Consider the following 19,770-nt stretch of genomic DNA (forward strand, 5'->3'; position numbering starts at 1 on the left):
GGAAATCACTGACCTCGTCAACTCAGCCTGCGGGCCCCGTTTGTCGTCCATCGGGGCCGCGGAGCTGCCCGCTGGTCACCAGCGTCGCCGCGACGTGCCCCAACGTGGAGTGGCTGCGGTTGCTGGCCGTTACAAGCAACGTGTGGGCTTCCTCCTCCCCGATCGCGTACCGCTCCATCAGAATGCCTGTTGCCTGCCCGATGACATTCCGGCGCTGCGCCACGTCAGCCATTTCACTGAGCGTTTCGTTCAGCTGCCAAAGGCGCTGCACGATGTGCTCCAGCGACACCCTGTCGTCCCTGGTGTTCATGCAGTCGTCGAAATCCCCCACAGATCGGCCCTTCCCTTCGGCATCTTCCCGTCGGGCGCTGCCTCCAAATCAACAAAGTCTCCTCAGTGTCACACGAGTGTCAAGACGCAGACGCCGATGCAGGATAGCGTCGTCGATTTCCCGCGCTGGTGACGGGGTGCTGCTCCGTAGCGGTTACTTGCGAGTACGAGACGATGGTCCCTACCATGCTTCATGTGTGGCTGGGGTCATATTTAGGGCTTGTTTCGTTGCCGTATCGACTGGTATGGGACTGCGCGCCTTGGATGAAATGACGAGCCCGAGCGGTCCTTCTGCTCAGGTGATTACAGGAGGCAGCCATGACCGGAACGTTCGAGCTTTTTCACGACGAAGACACATCCTTCGCGTTCAGATTGACGGGGCCCAAGGGGGAAGTCGTCGCCGTATCAAGGCCGTTCTCCAATAAGGCCTCCGCCGTCGAGGGGATCCGTGTCGTCCGTGAGTGCGCCGGAACGGGTCTCATCGCGGATCTTTGCCCACCGATTCTTCCTGAAGCAGTGATGGAGAAGTCGGGTACCTCCTGAGATCTTCCCGTCGGACAGCATCGGCCGACCGGTCGATGATTCGCTACCCATTCAGGCACAGACCTTCGTTGCTACCGCCCCTGAAGAATGTCGATCTGCGCGGCTATCACTGCGACAGGGAGTTCCGCCGATCGCCGCCCTACCTGAGCACCTTAGGAGTTGCGGTGACCTGGAGCAGGACTGAGCAGCGCACACCCGGCCCGAGCGAACTACTGATGATGAAAAAGGGTTCATGCAGAAGTCAAGGGGGGATTCGTGACGAGTCAGGCGGATGAAAGGGGAAGGTGCCGGATGCGGACAATGAGGGTCAGCAGGTGAAGGGCGCCACGGTATTCCTCCTCGATGATCACGAACTGGTGCGGCGGGGATTACGGGAACTGTTGGAGACCGAGGGGTGTGTGATTGTTGGGGAAACCGGGTCCGCCGAGGAAGCTACGCGCCGGATCCCGGCCCTGGCACCGGACGTCTCGATCCTGGATGTGAGGCTGCCGGATGGCACGGGGATGGAGGTGTGCCGGGATGTGCACTCCATCGACCCGTCGCTGTCCTGTGTCATTCTGACCAGTGACGACGATCGCCAGGCCGTGCGCGGGGCGGTACTCGCCGGTGCCGCGGGGTACATCCTGAAGGAGATTCTCGGCTCGGATCTGGTCGGGAAAGTCCTCCGGGCCGCTGCGGGTGAGTCTTTGTTCGAGCCCGGCATGAAGGAGCGCATCATTGCCGGGCTGCACGACGCACCGGAGGAAGATGCCCGCCTTGCCGGCCTCACGGCACAGGAGCGGAAGGTCCTGACCCTGATCGGGAAGGGGCTGTCCAACCGGGAAATCGCCGGCGAACTGTTCCTGGCCGAGAAAACCATCAAGAACCGTGTGTCCTCGATCCTGGCGAAACTGGGCTTCCAGCGGCGGACCCAGGCTGCCGTCTACATCTCTACGTCGGTCGATCCCTCGCCCCGCTAATTCCGCAGGGAAATCGCGAGCACGGCCCCGGTCCCCGACCGAGAGTACCCAAGATCGACAGGGTGCCACCGCAGCGTTCCGCTCGGCGACGCGTGCGATCAGGACCGCTTGACGTGACTGAGCATGGTGCGTCGAGTACACCCAAACGCCGCAGTGCAGATCGGTCTGATCGTGTTGCTTCAGGGTCCTTCTGCGGCTTGCGCAACAGAGACGTGCGAGGGTCTAGACCTCGTGCAACGAGGGGGGTGCTCAGTCCGTAGGGGATGGTTAGCCGGACGGGTCGAAGCGGAGTGTTACGGAGACGCTGTCGCGGATTCGGCATGGCATCCAGATGCCTAGAACAGGCCCGTTCGATGGCAGGGCATAGTCGAGTTGGCCGAAAGTCACTCCTGTCGTCGCAGGCCATTGCCCTGCACGCAGTCGATCGCACCCGTTACTGCCTTCATTCAGCACGACCTGTGTCAATGTAGACGGATGACACCGGACGCAGGAACCTATGACCTCGAGGATCTGCGGGCGCGGGTCATGCAAAAGAACGGCGGATCGGTGGACGACAGCATCCCCGAACTCGCCGCCGCGGACGCCGACCAATGCGCGCTGGCCCTGGCCCTGCCCGACGGGACGGTGCGCGGCACTACGCAGGCGGAGTCGCCGTTTAGCGTGCAGTCGGCGGTCAAACCGTTCCTGTTCGCCCTGGCCCTGCTGGACACGGACGGCGACGCCCTGGACCTCATCGGAATCGAACCGACCGGCGAAGCCTTCGACGCGATCAAGCTCGAGAGCGGCTCCGGCCGCCCACCCAACCCGATGGTCAACGCCGGAGCGCTGCTCACGGCATCGCTCGTCGACGGCAGCGATGTCGACGAGCGTAACGAGCGGATCCTCCGAGGCCTCTCCGCCTTCGCCGGGCGTCGGCTCGAAGTGGATGAAGGCGTCGCCCGCAACGAGCACCTCCTCGGCGACCGCAACCACGCCCTCGCACACCTCATGCGGGCGGAGGGAACCCTGCACGTCGGTGCCGACGATGCCGTCGCCGTCTACGCTCGCGCCTGCGCCGTCCTGGTCGACGTGAAGGCACTCGCGGTGATGGGGGCGACCCTCGCCTGCGGCGGAGTCAACCCGGTGACGGAGAAGCGCGTCGTTTCGCCGGGCGTGGCTCGCGACGTCGTCTCGGTCATGGCGACCTGCGGTGTGTATGACGGCTCAGGCCGTTGGATGCGTGGAATCGGCATCCCCGCGAAGTCCAGCGTTTCCGGGGCGATCGTGCTCTCCGCCCCCGGGCGGCTCGGTGCCGCGGTCATAAGCCCGCCTCTCGACGAGCAGGGGACGAGCGTGCGCGGGCGAGTCGCCTCCGACCTTCTGAGCGTCGAGCTCGATCTGCACTCCTTCGGCTCCGCGACCGGCGTCGACCGCGGGGAACGCGCGTCCCGCACCGAGCAGTGACCTCGTCGAGCATCGCCACGTCGACCCTGGTTCACCGTTGGCTACCTGGGAGCCGAATCCCGGAAGCGGAGGGACTCTCCGCGGGATCAGCTTCTGGCGATCTTCGACATCTTCGACGAGTGGTTCCAGACCGAGGACTTCGCCGGCTGCCCTTACATCCGGACACTGGTGGAGATGGGCGCGGGCGATGAAGTGGGCGCGGCCAGCGCACAGCACTTGCGGGACATGCGTGAGGAAGTCGGCGCCGCCGCAGCGATAGAGCTCACTGACCCAGATGATTTCGCGGAATGCTGGATGATCCTCCTCCAGTGATCCGTCGTCGCCGCCATGGGCACCGGCTACACATCGCCCCAAAGGATCAGGGCCCTCGGGCAGCTGCTCATTACCAGTCACACTCCCGGAAACGCCGCGCTCTGACGCCGCCCTCCTCAACTACGCGCTTCAGCCGAGGTCGAAGTCGAGGTCGAGGCATTCGGGGCTGGCAAGTTCCCGCCAGGTCGAGGTGATCCTCGCCGTAGGGGCCGATTGATCCTCTGTCATCTCACCGATACTCCGGATTGGGTTCATGGCCTGGCCTGTCGCCGTTGCTCCAGGCCTCGGGGGTGTTTCCCCATGCCGGGATCCCTCCTGCATCTTTCAGGATGCGCGCCATGTGAAGGAGATTCCAGGTCATGAAAGCTGTGTTGCGGTTAGTGAAATCATTCTCGGGGCCGCCCGATCCTTCATCGAGGTAGCTCGGTCCCGGGCCCGCTTCCCCGATCCAGCCTGCGTCCGCCGCCGGGGGGATGGTCACTCCGATGTGCTGCAGGCTGTACAGGATGTTCATGGCGCAATGCTTGACGCCGTCTTCGTTTCCCGTCACCAAGGCGCCCCCGACTTTGCCGTAGTAGATGTACTGTCCGCGGGAGTTCGTCATGCTCGACATGGCATAGAGACGCTCGATGATTTGCTTCATGACCGAACTGTTGTCTCCGAGCCAGATAGGCCCGGCGAGAACGATGATGTCGGCGTGGTCGATCTTCTCAAAGATGGTCGGCCAGGCATCCTCGTCCCACCCGTGCTCGGTCATGTCCGGGTACACCCCCGTCGCTACCGGATGATCGATGGGCCGCACAACCTCAACTTCGACGCCGTTGTTTCGCATCAGTTCAGCGCTGAGGTCGATCAGGCCCGAGGTGTGGCTCAACTCAGGGCTGCGTTTCAGGGTGCAGTTGAGGAAGATCGCACGGAGCCCCGTGAAATTGTCGACTTTGCTGCCGGGCTTCCCATGTTCGGACATATCCATAGCTCCTATCTTGATGGCGCTCTTCCAGGCTCATGTCGACCTGCCACAGTCCTGCCTGTCGGCCCAACGGCCAGCTTGTCGGGGCGCTGGTGCGGATGGCGCCTCTAGTTCTTGAGGTCGAAGTCTAGGTCGAGGCTCTCTCGACTGGTGAGTTCCCGCCACGTCGAGGTGATCCGGGCGGCGGGCAGCGTTGTGGCAATGGGCATCCGGTCGACGGCGGTCAGCTGTGCCATATCGAGGCCGGTTAGCGTCGCGATGTCCCGGATCGGGACCTGGAAGGTTCGGAACGGGCCCAGTGGGGGAGCGTCCCCGTCATTTCCCTCGCCTATTGCTCCCGGCCGCGGCACGTCCGGCAGGTCCTTCAGCTGCGGTGTCTGGTCCACGACGTAGCCCGTCGCGGCGAGGGACCCGCTCTGGAGGGACACGGCGACCTTGAAGAACCGCAGCGGGATCTCCACCCCCGGTACACAGGATCCTGGTCACTGAAGATCGGGCCGGTGAACACGATCAGGCGCCGGCCGTTGTCGGCGGCGTTCTCCAGCAGGTATGTCTCCAACCTGAGCCAGAGCTCGAGGCCTTGGTTGAACTTTGCCGACTGCGGTGCGGCGTTCGTGTAGTGGAAGGTGTCCTCGTTGGTCTGGGCTGCCTCGGCGCGGGTGTCACCCCAGACCGCCGAGGCTCGCCGGACGAGATGCCCGCGGTCGATGTCGTTGCGGGCGTAGACCCGCTCCCCGGTCTGCTGGTCCTCCGGAAGGCGCGGGTCCAGTCGCCAAGCGATGCCGGAGCGGTCCAGGTCCATGAGCTTCTTGCCGTCGATGCCGAGTGCGGTGACCGCGGCGAGGCGCTTGTCGGGACGCATCAGGATCGAGAAGTGGGTGTAGGGCAACAGGGCGGTATCGACATCCTTCAGGGCTGGGATCGGCACCTGAGGGCCGAGGAACTGTTCGTCGAAGCCTTCACGGTCCGACAGGCCCCCGATCGTTGCAACGGTAGCTCTAGCGGCAGCTGCAGTGGTGATGATGCGGGGTTCGGGCACGGTGGCGTCCATCGGCCGACGGTACCAGCGGTAAGTGATAAGCGGATGAACGGATGAACGTAACCACCAGGAGCCCATGCCGTTGCTCGTCAGGCGCCACCTCCGACCAAGAAGCGTCACTGCACCGAACACCGCCCCGCAGGACCTGACGCCCAAGTAGATCGACGCCGACGTAGCGTCTCTATTCCCGCCAAGGGGACTGAGCAGTTTTGCCTTTTCCCTTGACCTTCCCCGCCCCACCCATGATCAACTAGTCAGTAGGCTTACTAGTTGGTCAAGAAGCCGGCCAGAGCTTAGGCCTCTCGGGCAGGAGTCGGGATCGTTTGGTGGATCACTCCGACTCCTGCCCCGCTCCTCGCCCCCGACCCTTCCCCGCCTCCGGGCCGGACCAACAGATCAGGCGGGTGCGCAGGTATCTTCCCCTGGAGCGAAAGCAGATCCGTAGACGAAACGCCGCTGTGCGTCAGTCGCGGACAGCAGCGACAGCCTCGATTTCCACGAGCTGGTTCTCGTAACCAAGAACCGTCACCCCTAACAGGGTGCTTGGTACGTCATGTGCACCGAACACTGCCCGCACAACATCCCATGCCCTCACGAGGTCAGCCCGATCGGTGGACGCCACCAGGACACGTGTACTGATCACGTCCTTCAGGGTCGCGCCCGCTTCACCGAGCGCGACCAGCATGTTGTCGATGCACTTCGCTGCCTGCACCGCATAGTCACCCACGCCCGCCGTGGCTCCAGCCTCGTCAAGGGGACACGATCCTGCGAGGAACACCAGCCGTGCATCGGCCGGCGCAGTCGCCGCATAGGCGTACTGCACCGTGCCAGCAAGGGCGGTAGAGCGGATCAGAGTCACAGCGGAAGCCATCGAGCTCACCTTCTCGTGTTGATAAGCCCCAAGCCTCCCACTTCGTCCCGGGTCATTGACCGGTTAGGTGGGGGCCTGGTCGGTGGGTGCTCGGCAACGGTTGCTCGGTACCAGTACATGGTGAAGCCGCTGTCGATGAGGTCGACGCGCGGTGAGGTCGACGCGCTGCCCCCGGTAGTCGTGGATCCCGTGCGTCTCAACACCCCACACCTCCACCCCGAGGACGTACTCGGTCCTCTGGAGATGTTCCTGTTGCACTTCGCGCTTAGCGGCACGCATCATGCCCGCGGCTTCAAGCCCGAACTTCGCGAGGTCCTCCGGTGTCGCCTCGTGGACTCGCCGTTGTCGAGGTGGACGTCGTGCCCGGAGGGGATGAGGCGGTCGTAGGCCGTAGTGGGTGCAGCGATCATGAGGCTCGTGTGTATGGAGAGGCCCGCGCTGCTCACCACGGGCGGAGGACTCGCTACGCCGCTTCAGCGTCGGTTGCAGGCAGGAGCGCGGGCAGGACGACGACCTGGGCGGTCATGCTCTGGCGCAGCGCGACCTGGAGGGGCAAGGGAGGCATCAGCCGGCCGCGTGCGATCAGATCGAGGACGCGGCGTGACTGCGGGACGGGCACCGCCGAGTTGGCGTCGTGGTACTCGCCGGGTTTGGTGATCATGGCCTGGTTCTCTTGTCGGTGGATCCGAGTCGCCCCGGAAGTGATTCGTTGCCGCCGGTGCTCAGGCAGGCTCGATGACGTCGATGATTTTCTGGAAGAGGTCCGCGCCGAAGAATCCGCGGACGAGGCGTTCGAAGACCGTTGGCTCGATCTCTTCGAAGACCAGCGTCCGACGATACCGGGCCAGGTAGCTCCCGACGAACGCTCGATCGTCGTTGCACCTTCGGACTTGGACCTGTACAAGAAGTCGACAATCCAGTCGTTCTCGATGATGTACTTCCAGGCGAAACGGATCTCGTCCGGGGTGTCGAAGCGGGAGGCAACGTCGCGGAAGGCAACGTCAGACCGGTGGGTGGATTTGGATTCGAGGGCAAGAATTCGCATGGGCCTCACGTGTGCGGCAGCCGACGTCGGTCTTCCCGGGGGACGCCGAGTGCCGGCGCCGCACATATATTTGTCATGAACCTCACTGCCTACCTCAACCTCACCGCCAAAGACATCGTGCTCGATGCGGACAACGCCCTGGCGATCGCACCGGCCGCACTCGGCTGGGATGCCGTCCTTTACCGACGCTCGAATCAGCTGAGGCAGCGCTCTTGGAGGACCAGATCTCCCACGAGGTAGAAGCCGACCTGCCCCATGGCAGCCTCTTCCAGATCACCCAACGCAACAGTGCAGATCGGGCCGAATCGTGTTGCTCTAGGGTCCTTCTGAGACTCCCGCAACAGGAACGTTCGAGGGCCTAAACATCACGCAACGCCGTCCTGGCGTGCGTCCGCAACGGGATCCTCGACGGGACGTTGTGCGGGACGATCGATGGGAGACTGCGGGAGTGATTCGTACTCTGCACTTGCCCGTCACCCTCAGCACTCCGACTCAGCAGTTCGCCCTTCGTCGGGCCACCGAGGATGACCTCGGAGCACTGATGCGCCTTCTCGCCGACGACCCCATCAGCGCGTCAAGGGGCGACACAGCAGACGAAGCTGACGACGCCTCCTACGTTTCGGCGCTGGCTGCAATCGTTGTGGACCCCTCCAACGACGTACTCGTGGCCGTGAGCGAAGCGGATGAGCCGCTGGCGACGATGCAGCTCACCCGGATACCTGGCTTGGCCCGCCGCGGATCGACGCGGCTTCTCATCGAGGCCGTCCGTGTGCGGAGCGATCTCCGAGCAGCAGGCATGGGATCAGCCATGATGCGCTGGGTCACTGGAACTGCAGCCCCAGCCCTGGAGGCGTCCCTCGTGCAGCTCACCTCCGACGAGGCACGCCTGGACGCTCACCGCTTCTACGAGTGCTTGGGTTTCGTCGGATCCCACCGCGGATTCAAATACACGATCGCATAACGCGTATCACCATCGGTCGTTCTTAGGACTTCTGAAGGTCCTACGTTCCGAGCACGGCGAGAGAATCCACACCGGACGCTCGTGGGGCTAAGTCTCACGGTGCTGTGAGCTGGTCGTTCAATGCGCGTCTGGCGGATTGACCACTACGCTGACAACATCCGTGAAGGGCTTCGCGGTCGAAGGGGACCCAACATCAAAGCGTCATTCGTCATGCCATGCACTGTTCTGGCTTTGGCACTTCTCACAGGTTGCACCAGCACTGCCGCAGACGGTCCAATCGAGGACATAACCGAAAATCCGAATGAATCTCCAAGCGGGACCTCCAACGCACCCGAGAAGCCTCAGAACGAGGACCGGTCGGAGGTCGAACGCCGCGTCGCCGAGCTGAAAGACACGGACGGCAACGCCCTGCACCTCGCCCCACCAGAGCTGACTCGCGCGGGTTTCGATGCGGCTTCGGCGGTCGTGGCCGATGGAGGCGTTCAGCCTGCAGAGTGTGAAGGCATTGCCGCACGGAACATGGGCTCCGGCAACCAATTCGCAGGCGAGGGCGCGATCGGAACCGGCGTGGCCGATCCCTGGGGATCAGTCCTCTCAGCAGGACTACTGGAGATCTCCACCGCGACGACGACGGCAGGCGACTTCACCGGCACCCGGGAGCAGTTGAAGCGTTGCACTTCCTTCAACTCATCCAAAGAGTCCACGGCCACCATCGATGAGCTTGATCAGGATCTGATCGGAGATGAGGCATACGCCGTTCTCATCACGCAAGAACTGGGGCCCGAGAACTTCCAGTACACGCTCTCAGTCAACGCTCAAGGCAACGGCCTCATCGCCTCCGTGCAGTCCGTAGGCGATGTCGAGCCCGACGGGGTCCTGCAGGATGAGCTTGCTGACATGGCGGCACAGCTCCTACGAGCACCCGCGCCCTGATCGGACAGACTCGTCATGGACGATCCGCTTGCGGGCGCTTCAGATAATTGATCCTTCCGAGGACCCACAGCTCTGCTTGCGCGCCCGCTAGACGAGTCGGCGCTGGCTACATCATGAAAGCGAGACACGACGGTGGAACATACTTGGGTCTGCTGTACGGATAGGTGACATCTGATCTGGCTTGCCGAATGATGTGTGCGGCCGGGCGCCAATGTGCCGATGACGTGGGGACTTACTCCCCGTTAGGGTGCGACGACATCGATGATGGCCTTGGTCTTCGACGCCTCACGTTCGGGACCGCCCGGTGCATCCGCGTGATAGGTCAGGACGCCATAGGCCCGCGGAGGAAGATCGGCCCCGACCGAGATCGTGAAGCTGTAATTCCCCGCGGCGTCGGCGATCGCCACCTGCTCATCCATCACCATGCCGTCGGACTGGTAGATGCCCATGTTGATGATGATCTGCTGTCCTGGCCGGTAACCGCTGCCGATGATCGTGAACGAGGACCCCTGGGTGACGGTGGCGCGCACCGCGCCCCACTCGCGCTGAGGCGTCACCACGGTGGTAGTGGGCACCTCGGGCTCGACGGCCGGCGGTGCCACGGGAACGTCGGGCGCGGGCGCCGGCTCGATCGATGGTGCTACAGGCGGAGCCAGCGGCGGCATGGCAGGCGCCTCGACGGCCGGCGGTGCCACGGGAACTTCGGGCCCTGCCTCCTCTGCTGGCGGAGCCGACTCGGTCGACGGCGCGGCAGACGCTGTTGCTGAGGGTGAGGCGGACGGTGCTACGGATGGTTTCACGGTGGCGCTGGGCGATGCCGAACCAGTCGTGGCAGCAGCGTCAGGAGCCGCGGCAGGCTCGTCGGCAGGGCTGGAACAGCCTGCGAGAAGAGCGGTGATCGCAGCGAGGGCGAGAAGGGAGGGCAGCTTGGTCACGGACGCAATTCCTTGAGACGAGGTGGCGTGGACGACGAGGAATCGCCCGACAAGAACCCTGCCCTGCTTCATCCCCCGAGGCAGACATTACCTCCGAGTGATCACTCCGGGTATAGCGCGAGGGCGAGGTGTGCAAATCGTTATTCGCGGCGCCTCCAGGCAGTCCATCGCGTCGCATTGTGACCCAACCGGTAGGCGGCGACAGGGGGTGGTGCTATGCACCGATGGCAAGGACCCGCCGTCATATCCGACGTAACCGCTAGCTTCAGAGCTTCTTGTGTGACTCCAACAAGCCGTACCGGATGGCGATCCTCATGAGCGTCAACCGGGTCCTGGCCGCCCTGATTGGAGCGATACTGCTTCACGAGGAACTCGGTGTCGACGAATGGGCTGGGATAGTCCTCATCGTCACCGCGAACACAACCGCCCTCCTCCTCCCCGGCGGGCCACCACAATCAGCAATGACCCGGGCAGACACAACGTAAGCGTCGGAAGTACAACCTATGAATGGGACTGCACGCAACACTTCAAGGCCAACTATCCAATCCCGTAGGGGGGTCGTCCACTGACACCACGCAGGGGTTCCGGACCTGCCGACCCCGCCAGGCCGGGGGAGGGACGTTTAGCCGGGACGATGAGAACGGGTGCAAAGCTACCTCAAGTGGAACGCTGGTTCTGGCTAAACGAGTGTTCGACGTATTTTGGGAAACTACAGCTTGAAGAGACACCGGGCAGTAGAGACCGAGGCCTAAGGACCTCTCCGCGATCCGGGGATCTCGGCTGTCCTGGAAAGTTGTCTTGCCATGAAGCGTCTCGGCAGTCGTGTCGCCGGTACTTTGTGAGGCAGCCTGCTGGAATGAGGTTTCTTGGCTACACCCGAAGACTTCAGCACGACCGGATCGATGGGTGGGGCCCATGCTCACCCTCATGTCCGCTTATGCCAAATCGAGCGCGACCAATTCTCCAAGCGAACCAGGGTGGGCATGTCGGCAGCCGCGGTATACGGCAGGAAGGCTGGCCGGCGTGAAGTCACAGCCGCCCATGTGAAGGTCAGCGGGACCACGAGTTGAAGGCTCAGGGGTTCGCCCCGGTGGACATCGGGAGATCATTCGGCGCCAGTCGCGCCACCATGTACCGCTACCCCAGGATCAGCGCGAAGGAGACATCCTGATACGGACCGAGGCCGGAGGCAAGTAATCCGAACTTGCACCGAACTCGGGGCGATGGTGCTGCGGCTGTCACCGGGTCGCAGTGGTGGTGCCACGGAGCGATCCGGTGGTGGGCGGCCCGGGTTCTTCTGTGGCGTAGAAGTAGCTGGGGGCATCGCCGTGCGGCCACATTTCCGTCTGGTCATAGGGGACATGAAGGGATTGACTCCCCGAACGGTCGGAGCGATCCTTGCTGGCACACCGTTCCCGTGACAAGGGTGCACCTGCAAGGAGGAGATCTGATGCAGACCCTAGACCGGGAAGAATGGAGCATCCATGTCGATGCTGCACCCGAGGATGCTTACGAGATCGTGGCTTACCTCGCCAGGATCCCGGAATGCAGTCCAGAGGTAGCGTCCTGCGTATGGCTCGGTGGTGCTGAGCCTTCAGGGGCGATGATCGTGCCGTGGACGTCGGGTCAGTTCACCCAGCGTGCCGGTCCCTGCGCCGGTAGGTAGCGACCCTTGGCGGCCCTGTGCCGAGCACTCCGTACTGTGTCGGACTTGGTCTGCTCAGGTCGAGTCAGCGGAGTGATTTCCGGCGGGTTGGCGTGATGTTTCGAAGTACTCTGCGAGCCTCATCCACGTGTGGCCATCCTCGCTTCGGCTTCGGCGTCGTAGGGGATGTTTGCCAATTTCTTGCCAATGGCTCCGTCCGAAGCACAGCGAAGGCCCCTGCTTCCCTTATGGACAAAGGGATGCAGGGGCCTTTCCGGTGGCGGTGACGGTGGGATTTGAACCCACGTTGGCTTTTACACCAAACAACATTTCGAGTGTTGCACCTTCGGCCGCTCGGACACGTCACCAACGCCACTACGTTACCGGGTGCAGCGCCCCAGACCCAAAACGGGGCGCGGGGGAAGCCCTAGGGGAGTTCGACCACGTCGTTCTTGCCGACGTCGGGCTTGGTGCCCGTCACGAGGCCCTTGACCATCTTCACGGCCGAGACGACGCGCGGCGCGTCCATGGACCAATACTCGGCGGTGTCGGCGTCGACGTGGATGAGGGCGACGGCGGGATCCTCGCGCCCGTTCTCGAACCACGCGGACACCGACGGCCCCCACAGCTCGTCGATCTTCGCCTGGTCCTTCGTCAGGGTCGCCGTGCCCGCGATCGAGACGTACCCCTTGCCGGTGCTCGCCGAGACGTTGACCTGCGGGTTGGCGCGGATCTCGTCGGCCTTGGGGGAAGGGTCCTCCGTGAAGAACCAGAGGTCGCCGTCGAAGTCCTTGGCTTGGAGCGCGAGGGGCCTGCTCACGAGCTGGCCGTCGAGGCTCACGGTGGTGAGGATCGCGATGTCGGTCTTGCCGAGGATGTCCTGTACTTCTTTCAAGCCGTCCTGCTGATCTGCCACGTCTACTCCTTCGAAGGGGATGCTGCGGATTTCCTCAGCCTACGCACTATGCCCCCGGTCATCACCCCGGGCCGGAGCCGGACCGCTGGGCGGCGAAGAACTCCGTGAGCAGCTGGGCGCACTCGTCCTCGCGGACCCCCGCGAAGACCTCGGTCCAGTGGTTCAGCCGACGCTCGCGCAGCACGTCGAACACGGAACCCGACGCTCCTGCCTTCTCGTCCCAGGCCCCGAACACCACGCGGGGGATGCGCGCCAGGACGGAGGCGCCGGCGCACATGGCACACGGTTCGAGCGTCACCACCAGGGTGCAGCCCTCGAGCCGCCACGCGCCGAGGCGGGCGGAGGCGACGCGGATGGCCTGCACCTCGGCGTGCGCCGTCGGGTCCCCGAGCTCCTCGCGCTGGTTCCAGCCCGTGCCGAGCACCTCACCGTCGGGCCCGACGACGACCGCGCCGATCGGCACGTCGGCGCTCGCGCGGGTCAGTGCGGCCGCCTCCAGGGCCAGCCCCATCCACGCCCGGTGCTCGGGGAGGACAGGGAGGAGGGAGGGGGACATGGCTCCAATGGTACTTTTGAGGCATGCGTGTACTGGTAGTCGACCACCCCCTGGTAGCCCACAAACTCACGGTTCTCCGGGACAAGGACACGTCGTCGCCGGTGTTCCGGCTCCTCACCGAGGAGCTCGTCACCCTGCTGGCCTATGAGGCCACGCGTGACGTCCGCGTGGAGACCGTGTCCATCGAGACGCCCGTCACGAGGACCGAAGGCGTCGGACTCGTGAAGCCCACCCCCCTCGTGGTCCCCATCCTGCGCGCCGGCCTGGGGATGCTCGAGGGCATGACGCGCCTCGTGCCGACCGCCGAGGTGGGCTTCCTCGGCATGGCCCGCAACGAGGAGACCCTCGAGGCCATCACGTACGCCGAGCGACTGCCGGACGACCTCACCGGGCGCCAGGTGTTCGTGCTCGACCCGATGCTCGCCACGGGAGGCACCCTCCGCGAGGCCATCAAGTTCCTCTTCGCCCGGGGAGCCGCGGACATCACCTGCATCTGCCTGCTCGCCGCGCCCGAGGGACTCGCCACGCTGCAGGAGGAGCTCGAAGGCCGCAACGTCACGATCGTCCTGGCCTCGATCGACGAGCGGCTCAATGAGAAGTCGTACATCGTCCCGGGTCTCGGCGACGCCGGAGACCGCCTCTACGGCGTCGTCGGCTAGGACTTCCGCCGGCCGCTTCGTCTCGTGACGGCTCGGCGTGCTCGGCCGTCGGCCCTCCCGAGGGCTTGCAATCGGACGAATCGATCCTGATCGGCGCAGAGCGTGGACGTACTGCGCCATTTCAGAGGGACCGGCTCGCGTCGACGCGCGTTCCGTCTTCCGCGCAAGGCGTCCGCATGCTGGACTATCGACCTTTGTTACTTGCGCGTAGCCAATTGTTACATGCAATAATTCGTCACGTGAACACCCTTTCACTCGCATGTGCAGCCGCAGTCTCCTCCCCGGGCGTCCCGTCCGGAGCAGGCCGCTGCTGTCTTCGAATGCACGCGTAACGGTTACACCCCAACCCTTTTACGCACTTTCAGGCCCAACGGCGGGCGATCCTCTTCATCCCGACCGGGCACATCCCGCATTCGAGCCGCGATGACGGCACACTTCACGAGGTTGGTTCAATGTCAGTTAATCCGGGTTACGTCCATATCTCCCTCCGCTCGCCCCAGAACCGCCAGGCACGCCCGTCCTTCGGGCACGGTCACGCGCAGCAGCCCCAAGGCCCCCAGTCCCGCCTGCAGGCCGTCCCCGGCGGGGACATCGCGCCGGCCATGACGGCGCCCGTCCCCGTCGTCGCGCCCAACGGCGTGCCGGGCCCCCAGGCGGTCACCGGCGACACGACCGCGCGGGGCTTCGTGCTCTACGTCGCCCTCGACGAGGCCACCGCCGCGGCTGCGGGCACCACCTTCGCCAAACTTGCGCAGGACGTGCGGGCCTATGTGCGCTCCCTCGTGCCGACCGCCGAGAGCCACGCGGCCGTCGCCCTCGCCCCGGCGGATGCTCCTGGGTCGGACATCGACGTCGTCCGCGCTGCGCTCGGCGATCCGACCGTCGCCCGCCGTGCCCGCCCCGAGGCCGTGCCCGCGCCGTCCCGGGCGCAGCAGTCCCGCCCCACGGGAGTGCTCATCGACCTGTCGCGGCGCGAGGTCCACCTGGACGGCGAGACCCTGAACCTCACGTTCAAGGAGTTCGAACTCCTGAACTACCTCGTGGAGAACGCGACCCGCACCGTGGGCCGGGAGGAACTCCTCAGCGGCCTGTGGCGGAACGCCGACGAGGTGCCGAACGAGCGCACCATCGACGTGCACATCCGCCGCCTGCGCTCGAAGCTGGGCCGCCTGGCGAACACCGTCCGCACCGTCCGCGGCCAGGGCTACCGCTTCTACGACCACCCCGAAGTAGTGGTCTGGGCGGCGCCCGAGTACTCCATCTAGGCTGCTGGGAACGCCGGGGAAGCCCTAGACTGCGAGGATGGCCTCCCACCTGAAACGACTCATGCTGCTGCGCCACGCGAAGGCCGAGTTCCAGGAGGGCATCCCCGACCACGAGCGGTCGCTGAGTTCGCGCGGCCACGCCGACGCCCCGCTCGTGGGGCGCTGGATGCTGGAACACGATGCCGTCCCCGACTTCATCCTCGTCTCCACTGCCCTGCGCACCCGCCAGACCTGCACCTGGGTCTGCAAGGAGCTGGGGGACAAAGCGCCCACGCCCAAGCTGGAGGACGAGCTCTACGCGGCCCGTCCCTCCGAGATGCTCGCCCTCATCAACCACGTGCCGCAGACCGTGACGAGCCTGCTCGTCATCGCGCACAATCCCGGCGTCCAGGACCTGGCGATGCGCCTGGCTTCCGTCCGCTCCAGCGAACGCGCGGTCATGGATCTCGCGACGGACTACCCGACGTCGGGCCTCACCGTCATGGCGTTCGACGGTCCCTGGGCGGAGCTCGACGGGCGCGATGCCGACGTCACGGACTTCGTGGTCCGCCGGGCATCGACTCTCCGCTGACGGGTCCGGTCCGCTACAGCCCGTATTTCTCGAGCAGCCGCAGCCACACCTCGCTCACGGTGGGGTAGGAGGGCACGGCATGCCACAGGCGGTCGAGGGGCACCTCCCCGACGATGGCGATCGTGGCGGCGTGGAGCATCTCGGACACCTCGGGCCCGGCGAAGGTGACGCCCACGAGCACCTTCCGGTCCTCGTCGACGACCATCTGCGCCCAGCCCTTGTACCCGTCGGAGTGCAGGGCGGACCCGGCGACGGCGATCTCGAGGGACGTCTCGGAGGCGTTGACGCCGTCCTTCCGCGCCTGCTCGAGGGTGCGCCCCACCATGGCGATCTCCGGGTCGGTGAACACCACCTGGGGGACAGCGGTCCGGTCCGCCGTCGAGGCGTAGGCGCTCCAGTCCTCGGCGGCATCGCCGAGGGTGCCCCGGGCGCGGGCCGCGATGGCGTCACCGGTCACGCGCGCCTCGTACTTCCCCTGGTGCGTCAGCTGGACCACGCCGCCCACGTCGCCGACCGCGTACAGCCAGCCGCCGGCGTCGGGGACGCGTCCGGTGGCGTCCCGGGTCAGCGTCTTCGGGTCCAGGCCGATACTCTCGAGCCCGAGTCCGGAGGTGTGCGGGTGCCGCCCGGTCGAGACGAGGAGTTTCTCCGCCGTGACGGTCCGGCCGTCGCCGACGTCGAGTACGAAGCCGCCGTCCGCCTGGCGCACCGCGTTCGTCGCCGTGTCCGTCAGGATGGTGAGCCCTTCACCGCGGAGGGCGTCGACGACGAGGTCCGAGGCTTCCTTCGGGTAATTGCCGAGGATCCCGCTGCGGGCGATGACGGTGACCTCCGCGCCGAGTCGAGCATAGGCCTGGGCCAGTTCGACGCCGGCCACGCCGCCGCCGAGGACGGCGAGGCTTGCGGGGATCGTTTTCGCGGAGGTCGCGTCACGGGTGGTCCAGTAGTTGAGGTCGGCGAGCCCGTCGACGGGCGGGACCGTCGGCGTGGAGCCCGTGGCGAGCACGACGGCGTGGTTCGCGCGGTAGCTGGTCTCGGATCCGTCGCCGTGGCCGATGACGACCTCGCGCTCACCGGTGAGTTTCGCCCAGCCGCGTTCCAGGGTGATGCCCGTCGAGGTCACCCATTCCTCCTGTGAGGAGTCGTCCCAGTCGGAAGTGAAGGAGGTGCGGCGCTCGAGCACCTGCTGCGCGTCGAGTACACCCGTCACAGCTTCCCGTGCGCCGGCCACGCCGCGGGCCGCGTTGAGGACGGTGCCCGGGCGGAGGAGGGCCTTGGACGGCATGCAGGCCCAGTAGGAGCATTCACCCCCGACGAGATCGGCCTCGACGAGCACCGCAGAGAGTCCCCGCTCGACCACCCGGCCCGCCACGTTCTCGCCGACTGCGCCGGCGCCGATCACGATGACATCGATGCTCTGGGGTTCGCTCATAGGCAGAGCCTTCCATCCGCCCCACCCGGGAGCAACCCACATGCGAAAGGCCCCGACCGGAGTCGGGGCCTTTCGTGGTCTGATTCGACCGTGGTGCGCGCGAAGGGATTCGAACCCCCAACCTTCTGATCCGTAGTCAGATGCTCTATCCGTTGAGCTACGCACGCATTCGCAGTTCGTCGATCCGCCGGGCGGATGAGTCCCACAAACCGGCCGTTTGGCCGTGAATCACTCTAGCGTGGATTGGCTGCGGCGCCTAATCAGCGTACCCCTCCAGTGCCGGGTAGACCGGTCTACGTGACCTTCATCACAGCAAGGCGTAACGTAAGCGCTGGACATCGGCGCAGTGACGCGGAACACCCCAGGTCCAGGGTGCATGCTCCGCCGATCGGACCCTCACATGAAATATCCCGCCCCTAGCATCGGTACACACCAGGCACCAACGAAGGGAAGAGTAATGGGCGATCCCGTACGGCAGCTCACGGTCGACACACCCCCCACTGCGCCGACCACCCACCGGGCCCTGCTCGCGTGGGTGGAGGAGGTGCGGCAGCTGACGCAGCCCGCCGACGTCGTCTGGGTGGACGGGTCGGAGGCCGAGAACCGGCGTCTCGCGGATGGTCTGGTCGAGAGCGGCACCTTCATCCGGCTCAACCCGGAGACCTTCCCCAACTCCTTCGCGGCGTTCTCGGACCCCAGGGACGTGGCCCGGGTGGAGGAGCAGACCTTCATCTGCTCGAAGGATGAGCGGGAAGCGGGCTTCACGAACAACTGGATGGATCCGGCCGAGATGAAGGCGAAGCTCACCGGCCTGTTCACCGGGGCCATGCGCGGGCGCACCATGTACGTCATCCCGTTCGTCATGGGCCACCTCGACGCCGAGGACCCCAAGTTCGGCGTCGAGATCACCGACAGCGCCTACGTGGTCACGTCCATGCGCATCATGGCGACGATCGGCACCCCCGTCCTGGACCGCATGACCGAACTCGACGCCGCGTTCGTGCCTGCCCTCCACTCGCTCGGAGCACCCCTGGCCGAGGGTGAGGCCGATGTCCCATGGCCCTGCAACGAGGACAAGTGGATCGTCCACTTCCCCGAGGAGCGCTCCATCTGGTCCTACGGTTCCGGCTACGGCGGCAACGCCCTGCTCGGCAAGAAGTGCTACGCGCTGCGGATCGCATCCGTCATGGCCCGCGACGAGGGCTGGCTGGCCGAGCACATGCTGATCCTCAAGCTCACCTCACCCCAGGACAAGACCTACTACCTCTCCGCGGCGTTCCCCTCGGCATGCGGCAAGACGAACCTCGCCTTGCTCGACCCCACGATCGACGGCTGGAAGGTCGAGACCCTGGGCGATGACATCACCTGGATGCGCTTCGGCAAGGAGGGCGAGCTGCGGGCCGTCAACCCCGAGGCAGGCCTGTTCGGCGTCGCCCCGGGCACCGGCTGGCACACGAACCCGAACGCGATGCGCGCCATCGCCAAGGGCAACTCGGTCTTCACGAACGTGGCCCTCACCGACGACGGCGGCGTCTGGTGGGAGGGCATGACGGAGGAGGTGCCGGCCCACCTCACGGACTGGCAGGGCCGCGACTGGACGCCGGACATGGATCACACCGCCGCGCACCCGAACGCCCGGTTCTGCACCCCGATCGACCAGATCGACATGCTCGCCGAGGAGTTCAACCGGCCCGACGGCGTCGAGCTCTCGGCCATCCTCTTCGGCGGACGCCGCAAGACGACGGTCCCTCTCGTCACGCAGTCGCGCAACTGGGCGAACGGCATCTTCATGGGATCGACGCTGTCGTCGGAGACCACGGCGGCCGCTGCCGGCGAGGTGGGCCGCGTGCGCCGTGACCCCATGGCCATGCTGCCCTTCATCGGCTACGACGCCGGCGACTACCTCCGGCACTGGCTCACCCTCAGCGCCGGCGCGGACCAGGCACGCCTGCCGAAGATCTTCCTCGTCAACTGGTTCCGCCGCACTGCGTCCGGAGGCTTCGCCTGGCCCGGCTTCGGCGACAATTCGCGGGTACTCAAGTGGGTCATCGAACGGCTGGAGGGCACAGCGGACGCCGTCGAGACCCCCATCGGCTTCGTCCCCACAGGGGAAGCGCTCGATCTCACGGGACTGGACATGACGCCGGCCGACGTGGAGGCCGCCGTGCATGTCGACGCCGCCGAATGGGCCGAGGAACTCCGGGGCATCGAGCAGTGGTACGACCGCTTCGGTGAGTCCCTGCCCGACGAGCTCCGGGGCCAGCTCCACGAACTGAAGGGACGGTTCAGCGTCTCCTGACATCAGGGGCCGACGACGCCGGTCCTCGGTGAGTGCGCACCTGTGGCGGGTCCTGAGTGATGGGACCCGCCATACGTGCGCTCCCG

20 protein-coding genes and 2 tRNA genes are annotated in these 19,770 nt (G+C 65.4%); 10 read left to right on the forward strand and 12 right to left on the reverse strand.

Annotated features, from left to right (window positions below):
* Window positions 1-22: 22 nt before the first annotated feature.
* On the reverse strand, window positions 23-331 hold the full coding sequence (locus tag AC4D2E_RS13245) for an ANTAR domain-containing protein (RefSeq protein ID WP_490952906.1): 309 nt from the start codon (window positions 329-331) through the stop codon (window positions 23-25).
* Between the two features lie 317 nt (window positions 332-648).
* Here AC4D2E_RS13245 and AC4D2E_RS13250 point away from each other — a divergent pair, with 317 nt between their 5' ends.
* The 3 genes from AC4D2E_RS13250 to glsA all read left to right on the forward strand — a co-directional run bounded on the left by AC4D2E_RS13250 (window position 649) and on the right by glsA (window position 3,275).
* Entirely contained in the window at window positions 649-873 is a 225-nt protein-coding gene (locus tag AC4D2E_RS13250) for a YegP family protein (RefSeq protein WP_490952907.1), read from the forward strand.
* Window positions 874-1,187: 314 nt separating this feature from the next.
* Window positions 1,188-1,832 carry a response regulator gene (locus tag AC4D2E_RS13255; protein ID WP_490952908.1) on the forward strand — a complete coding sequence of 215 codons (645 nt, stop codon included), beginning with the start codon at window positions 1,188-1,190 and terminating at the stop codon, window positions 1,830-1,832.
* A 474-nt stretch (window positions 1,833-2,306) separates the two neighbouring features.
* Entirely contained in the window at window positions 2,307-3,275 is a 969-nt protein-coding gene (glsA, locus tag AC4D2E_RS13260) for a glutaminase A (RefSeq protein ID WP_490952909.1), read from the forward strand.
* 541 nt (window positions 3,276-3,816) lie between these two features.
* Here the strand turns inward: glsA and AC4D2E_RS13265 are convergent.
* From AC4D2E_RS13265 to AC4D2E_RS13280, 4 genes are all read right to left on the reverse strand, one after another.
* Window positions 3,817-4,554, reverse strand: a complete 738-nt coding sequence (locus tag AC4D2E_RS13265) for a flavodoxin family protein (RefSeq protein WP_490952968.1) — start codon at window positions 4,552-4,554, stop codon at window positions 3,817-3,819.
* Between the two features lie 110 nt (window positions 4,555-4,664).
* Window positions 4,665-5,018, reverse strand: a complete 354-nt coding sequence (locus AC4D2E_RS13270) for a DNA/RNA non-specific endonuclease (RefSeq protein ID WP_490952910.1) — start codon at window positions 5,016-5,018, stop codon at window positions 4,665-4,667.
* Window positions 4,922-5,608, reverse strand: coding sequence for a DNA/RNA non-specific endonuclease (locus AC4D2E_RS13275; protein WP_490952911.1), 687 nt, complete (start codon window positions 5,606-5,608; stop codon window positions 4,922-4,924). The genes AC4D2E_RS13270 and AC4D2E_RS13275 overlap by 97 nt, the downstream gene beginning before the upstream one ends.
* Before the next feature lie 451 nt (window positions 5,609-6,059).
* Window positions 6,060-6,467, reverse strand: coding sequence for a RidA family protein (locus AC4D2E_RS13280; RefSeq protein ID WP_490952912.1), 408 nt, complete (start codon window positions 6,465-6,467; stop codon window positions 6,060-6,062).
* A gap of 117 nt (window positions 6,468-6,584) precedes the next feature.
* Here AC4D2E_RS13280 and AC4D2E_RS13285 point away from each other — a divergent pair, with 117 nt between their 5' ends.
* Window positions 6,585-6,854, forward strand: a complete 270-nt coding sequence (locus AC4D2E_RS13285; RefSeq protein ID WP_490952913.1) for a hypothetical protein — start codon at window positions 6,585-6,587, stop codon at window positions 6,852-6,854.
* A gap of 76 nt (window positions 6,855-6,930) precedes the next feature.
* On the opposite strand, the gene AC4D2E_RS13290 is transcribed toward AC4D2E_RS13285, so the two are convergent.
* Entirely contained in the window at window positions 6,931-7,512 is a 582-nt protein-coding gene (locus AC4D2E_RS13290) for a hypothetical protein (RefSeq protein WP_490952914.1), read from the reverse strand.
* A 541-nt stretch (window positions 7,513-8,053) separates the two neighbouring features.
* On the opposite strand from AC4D2E_RS13290, the gene AC4D2E_RS13295 reads away from it, so the two are divergent.
* Window positions 8,054-8,473, forward strand: a complete 420-nt coding sequence (locus AC4D2E_RS13295) for a GNAT family N-acetyltransferase (RefSeq protein WP_490952915.1) — start codon at window positions 8,054-8,056, stop codon at window positions 8,471-8,473.
* A gap of 231 nt (window positions 8,474-8,704) precedes the next feature.
* A complete protein-coding gene (locus tag AC4D2E_RS13300) occupies window positions 8,705-9,406 on the forward strand; it encodes a hypothetical protein (protein ID WP_490952916.1) in 702 nt (233 codons plus the stop codon).
* Between the two features lie 242 nt (window positions 9,407-9,648).
* Here AC4D2E_RS13300 and AC4D2E_RS13305 read toward each other — a convergent pair whose 3' ends face one another.
* The 4 genes from AC4D2E_RS13305 to tadA form a co-directional block, all read right to left on the reverse strand.
* Window positions 9,649-10,101 carry a hypothetical protein gene (locus tag AC4D2E_RS13305; RefSeq protein ID WP_490952917.1) on the reverse strand — a complete coding sequence of 151 codons (453 nt, stop codon included), beginning with the start codon at window positions 10,099-10,101 and terminating at the stop codon, window positions 9,649-9,651.
* 2,163 nt (window positions 10,102-12,264) lie between these two features.
* Window positions 12,265-12,354 (reverse strand) — tRNA-Ser (locus AC4D2E_RS13310).
* A 59-nt stretch (window positions 12,355-12,413) separates the two neighbouring features.
* Window positions 12,414-12,902, reverse strand: a complete 489-nt coding sequence (locus tag AC4D2E_RS13315) for a pyridoxamine 5'-phosphate oxidase family protein (RefSeq protein WP_490911185.1) — start codon at window positions 12,900-12,902, stop codon at window positions 12,414-12,416.
* 61 nt (window positions 12,903-12,963) lie between these two features.
* Window positions 12,964-13,458 (reverse strand): tRNA adenosine(34) deaminase TadA, encoded by a 495-nt coding sequence (gene tadA, locus AC4D2E_RS13320; RefSeq protein WP_490952918.1) that lies wholly within the window; start codon window positions 13,456-13,458, stop codon window positions 12,964-12,966.
* A 23-nt stretch (window positions 13,459-13,481) separates the two neighbouring features.
* Here tadA and upp point away from each other — a divergent pair, with 23 nt between their 5' ends.
* From upp to AC4D2E_RS13335, 3 genes are all read left to right on the forward strand, one after another.
* Entirely contained in the window at window positions 13,482-14,117 is a 636-nt protein-coding gene (gene upp / locus AC4D2E_RS13325) for a uracil phosphoribosyltransferase (protein WP_104167006.1), read from the forward strand.
* Window positions 14,118-14,569: 452 nt separating this feature from the next.
* Complete coding sequence (locus AC4D2E_RS13330; RefSeq protein ID WP_104167004.1) at window positions 14,570-15,382, forward strand: winged helix-turn-helix domain-containing protein; 813 nt, start codon at window positions 14,570-14,572, stop codon at window positions 15,380-15,382.
* Window positions 15,383-15,419: 37 nt separating this feature from the next.
* Window positions 15,420-15,953 (forward strand): SixA phosphatase family protein, encoded by a 534-nt coding sequence (locus AC4D2E_RS13335; RefSeq protein WP_181033593.1) that lies wholly within the window; start codon window positions 15,420-15,422, stop codon window positions 15,951-15,953.
* A gap of 13 nt (window positions 15,954-15,966) precedes the next feature.
* Here AC4D2E_RS13335 and AC4D2E_RS13340 read toward each other — a convergent pair whose 3' ends face one another.
* Both AC4D2E_RS13340 and AC4D2E_RS13345 read right to left on the reverse strand, forming a co-directional pair.
* Window positions 15,967-17,385 (reverse strand): dihydrolipoyl dehydrogenase family protein, encoded by a 1,419-nt coding sequence (locus AC4D2E_RS13340; protein WP_490952919.1) that lies wholly within the window; start codon window positions 17,383-17,385, stop codon window positions 15,967-15,969.
* 91 nt (window positions 17,386-17,476) lie between these two features.
* A tRNA-Arg gene (locus AC4D2E_RS13345) sits at window positions 17,477-17,552 on the reverse strand.
* A 290-nt stretch (window positions 17,553-17,842) separates the two neighbouring features.
* Here AC4D2E_RS13345 and AC4D2E_RS13350 point away from each other — a divergent pair.
* Window positions 17,843-19,684, forward strand: coding sequence for a phosphoenolpyruvate carboxykinase (GTP) (locus AC4D2E_RS13350; protein WP_490952920.1), 1,842 nt, complete (start codon window positions 17,843-17,845; stop codon window positions 19,682-19,684).
* Window positions 19,685-19,770 lie beyond the last annotated feature (86 nt).

Source organism: Arthrobacter sp. TJ-265 (genome assembly GCF_058269135.1).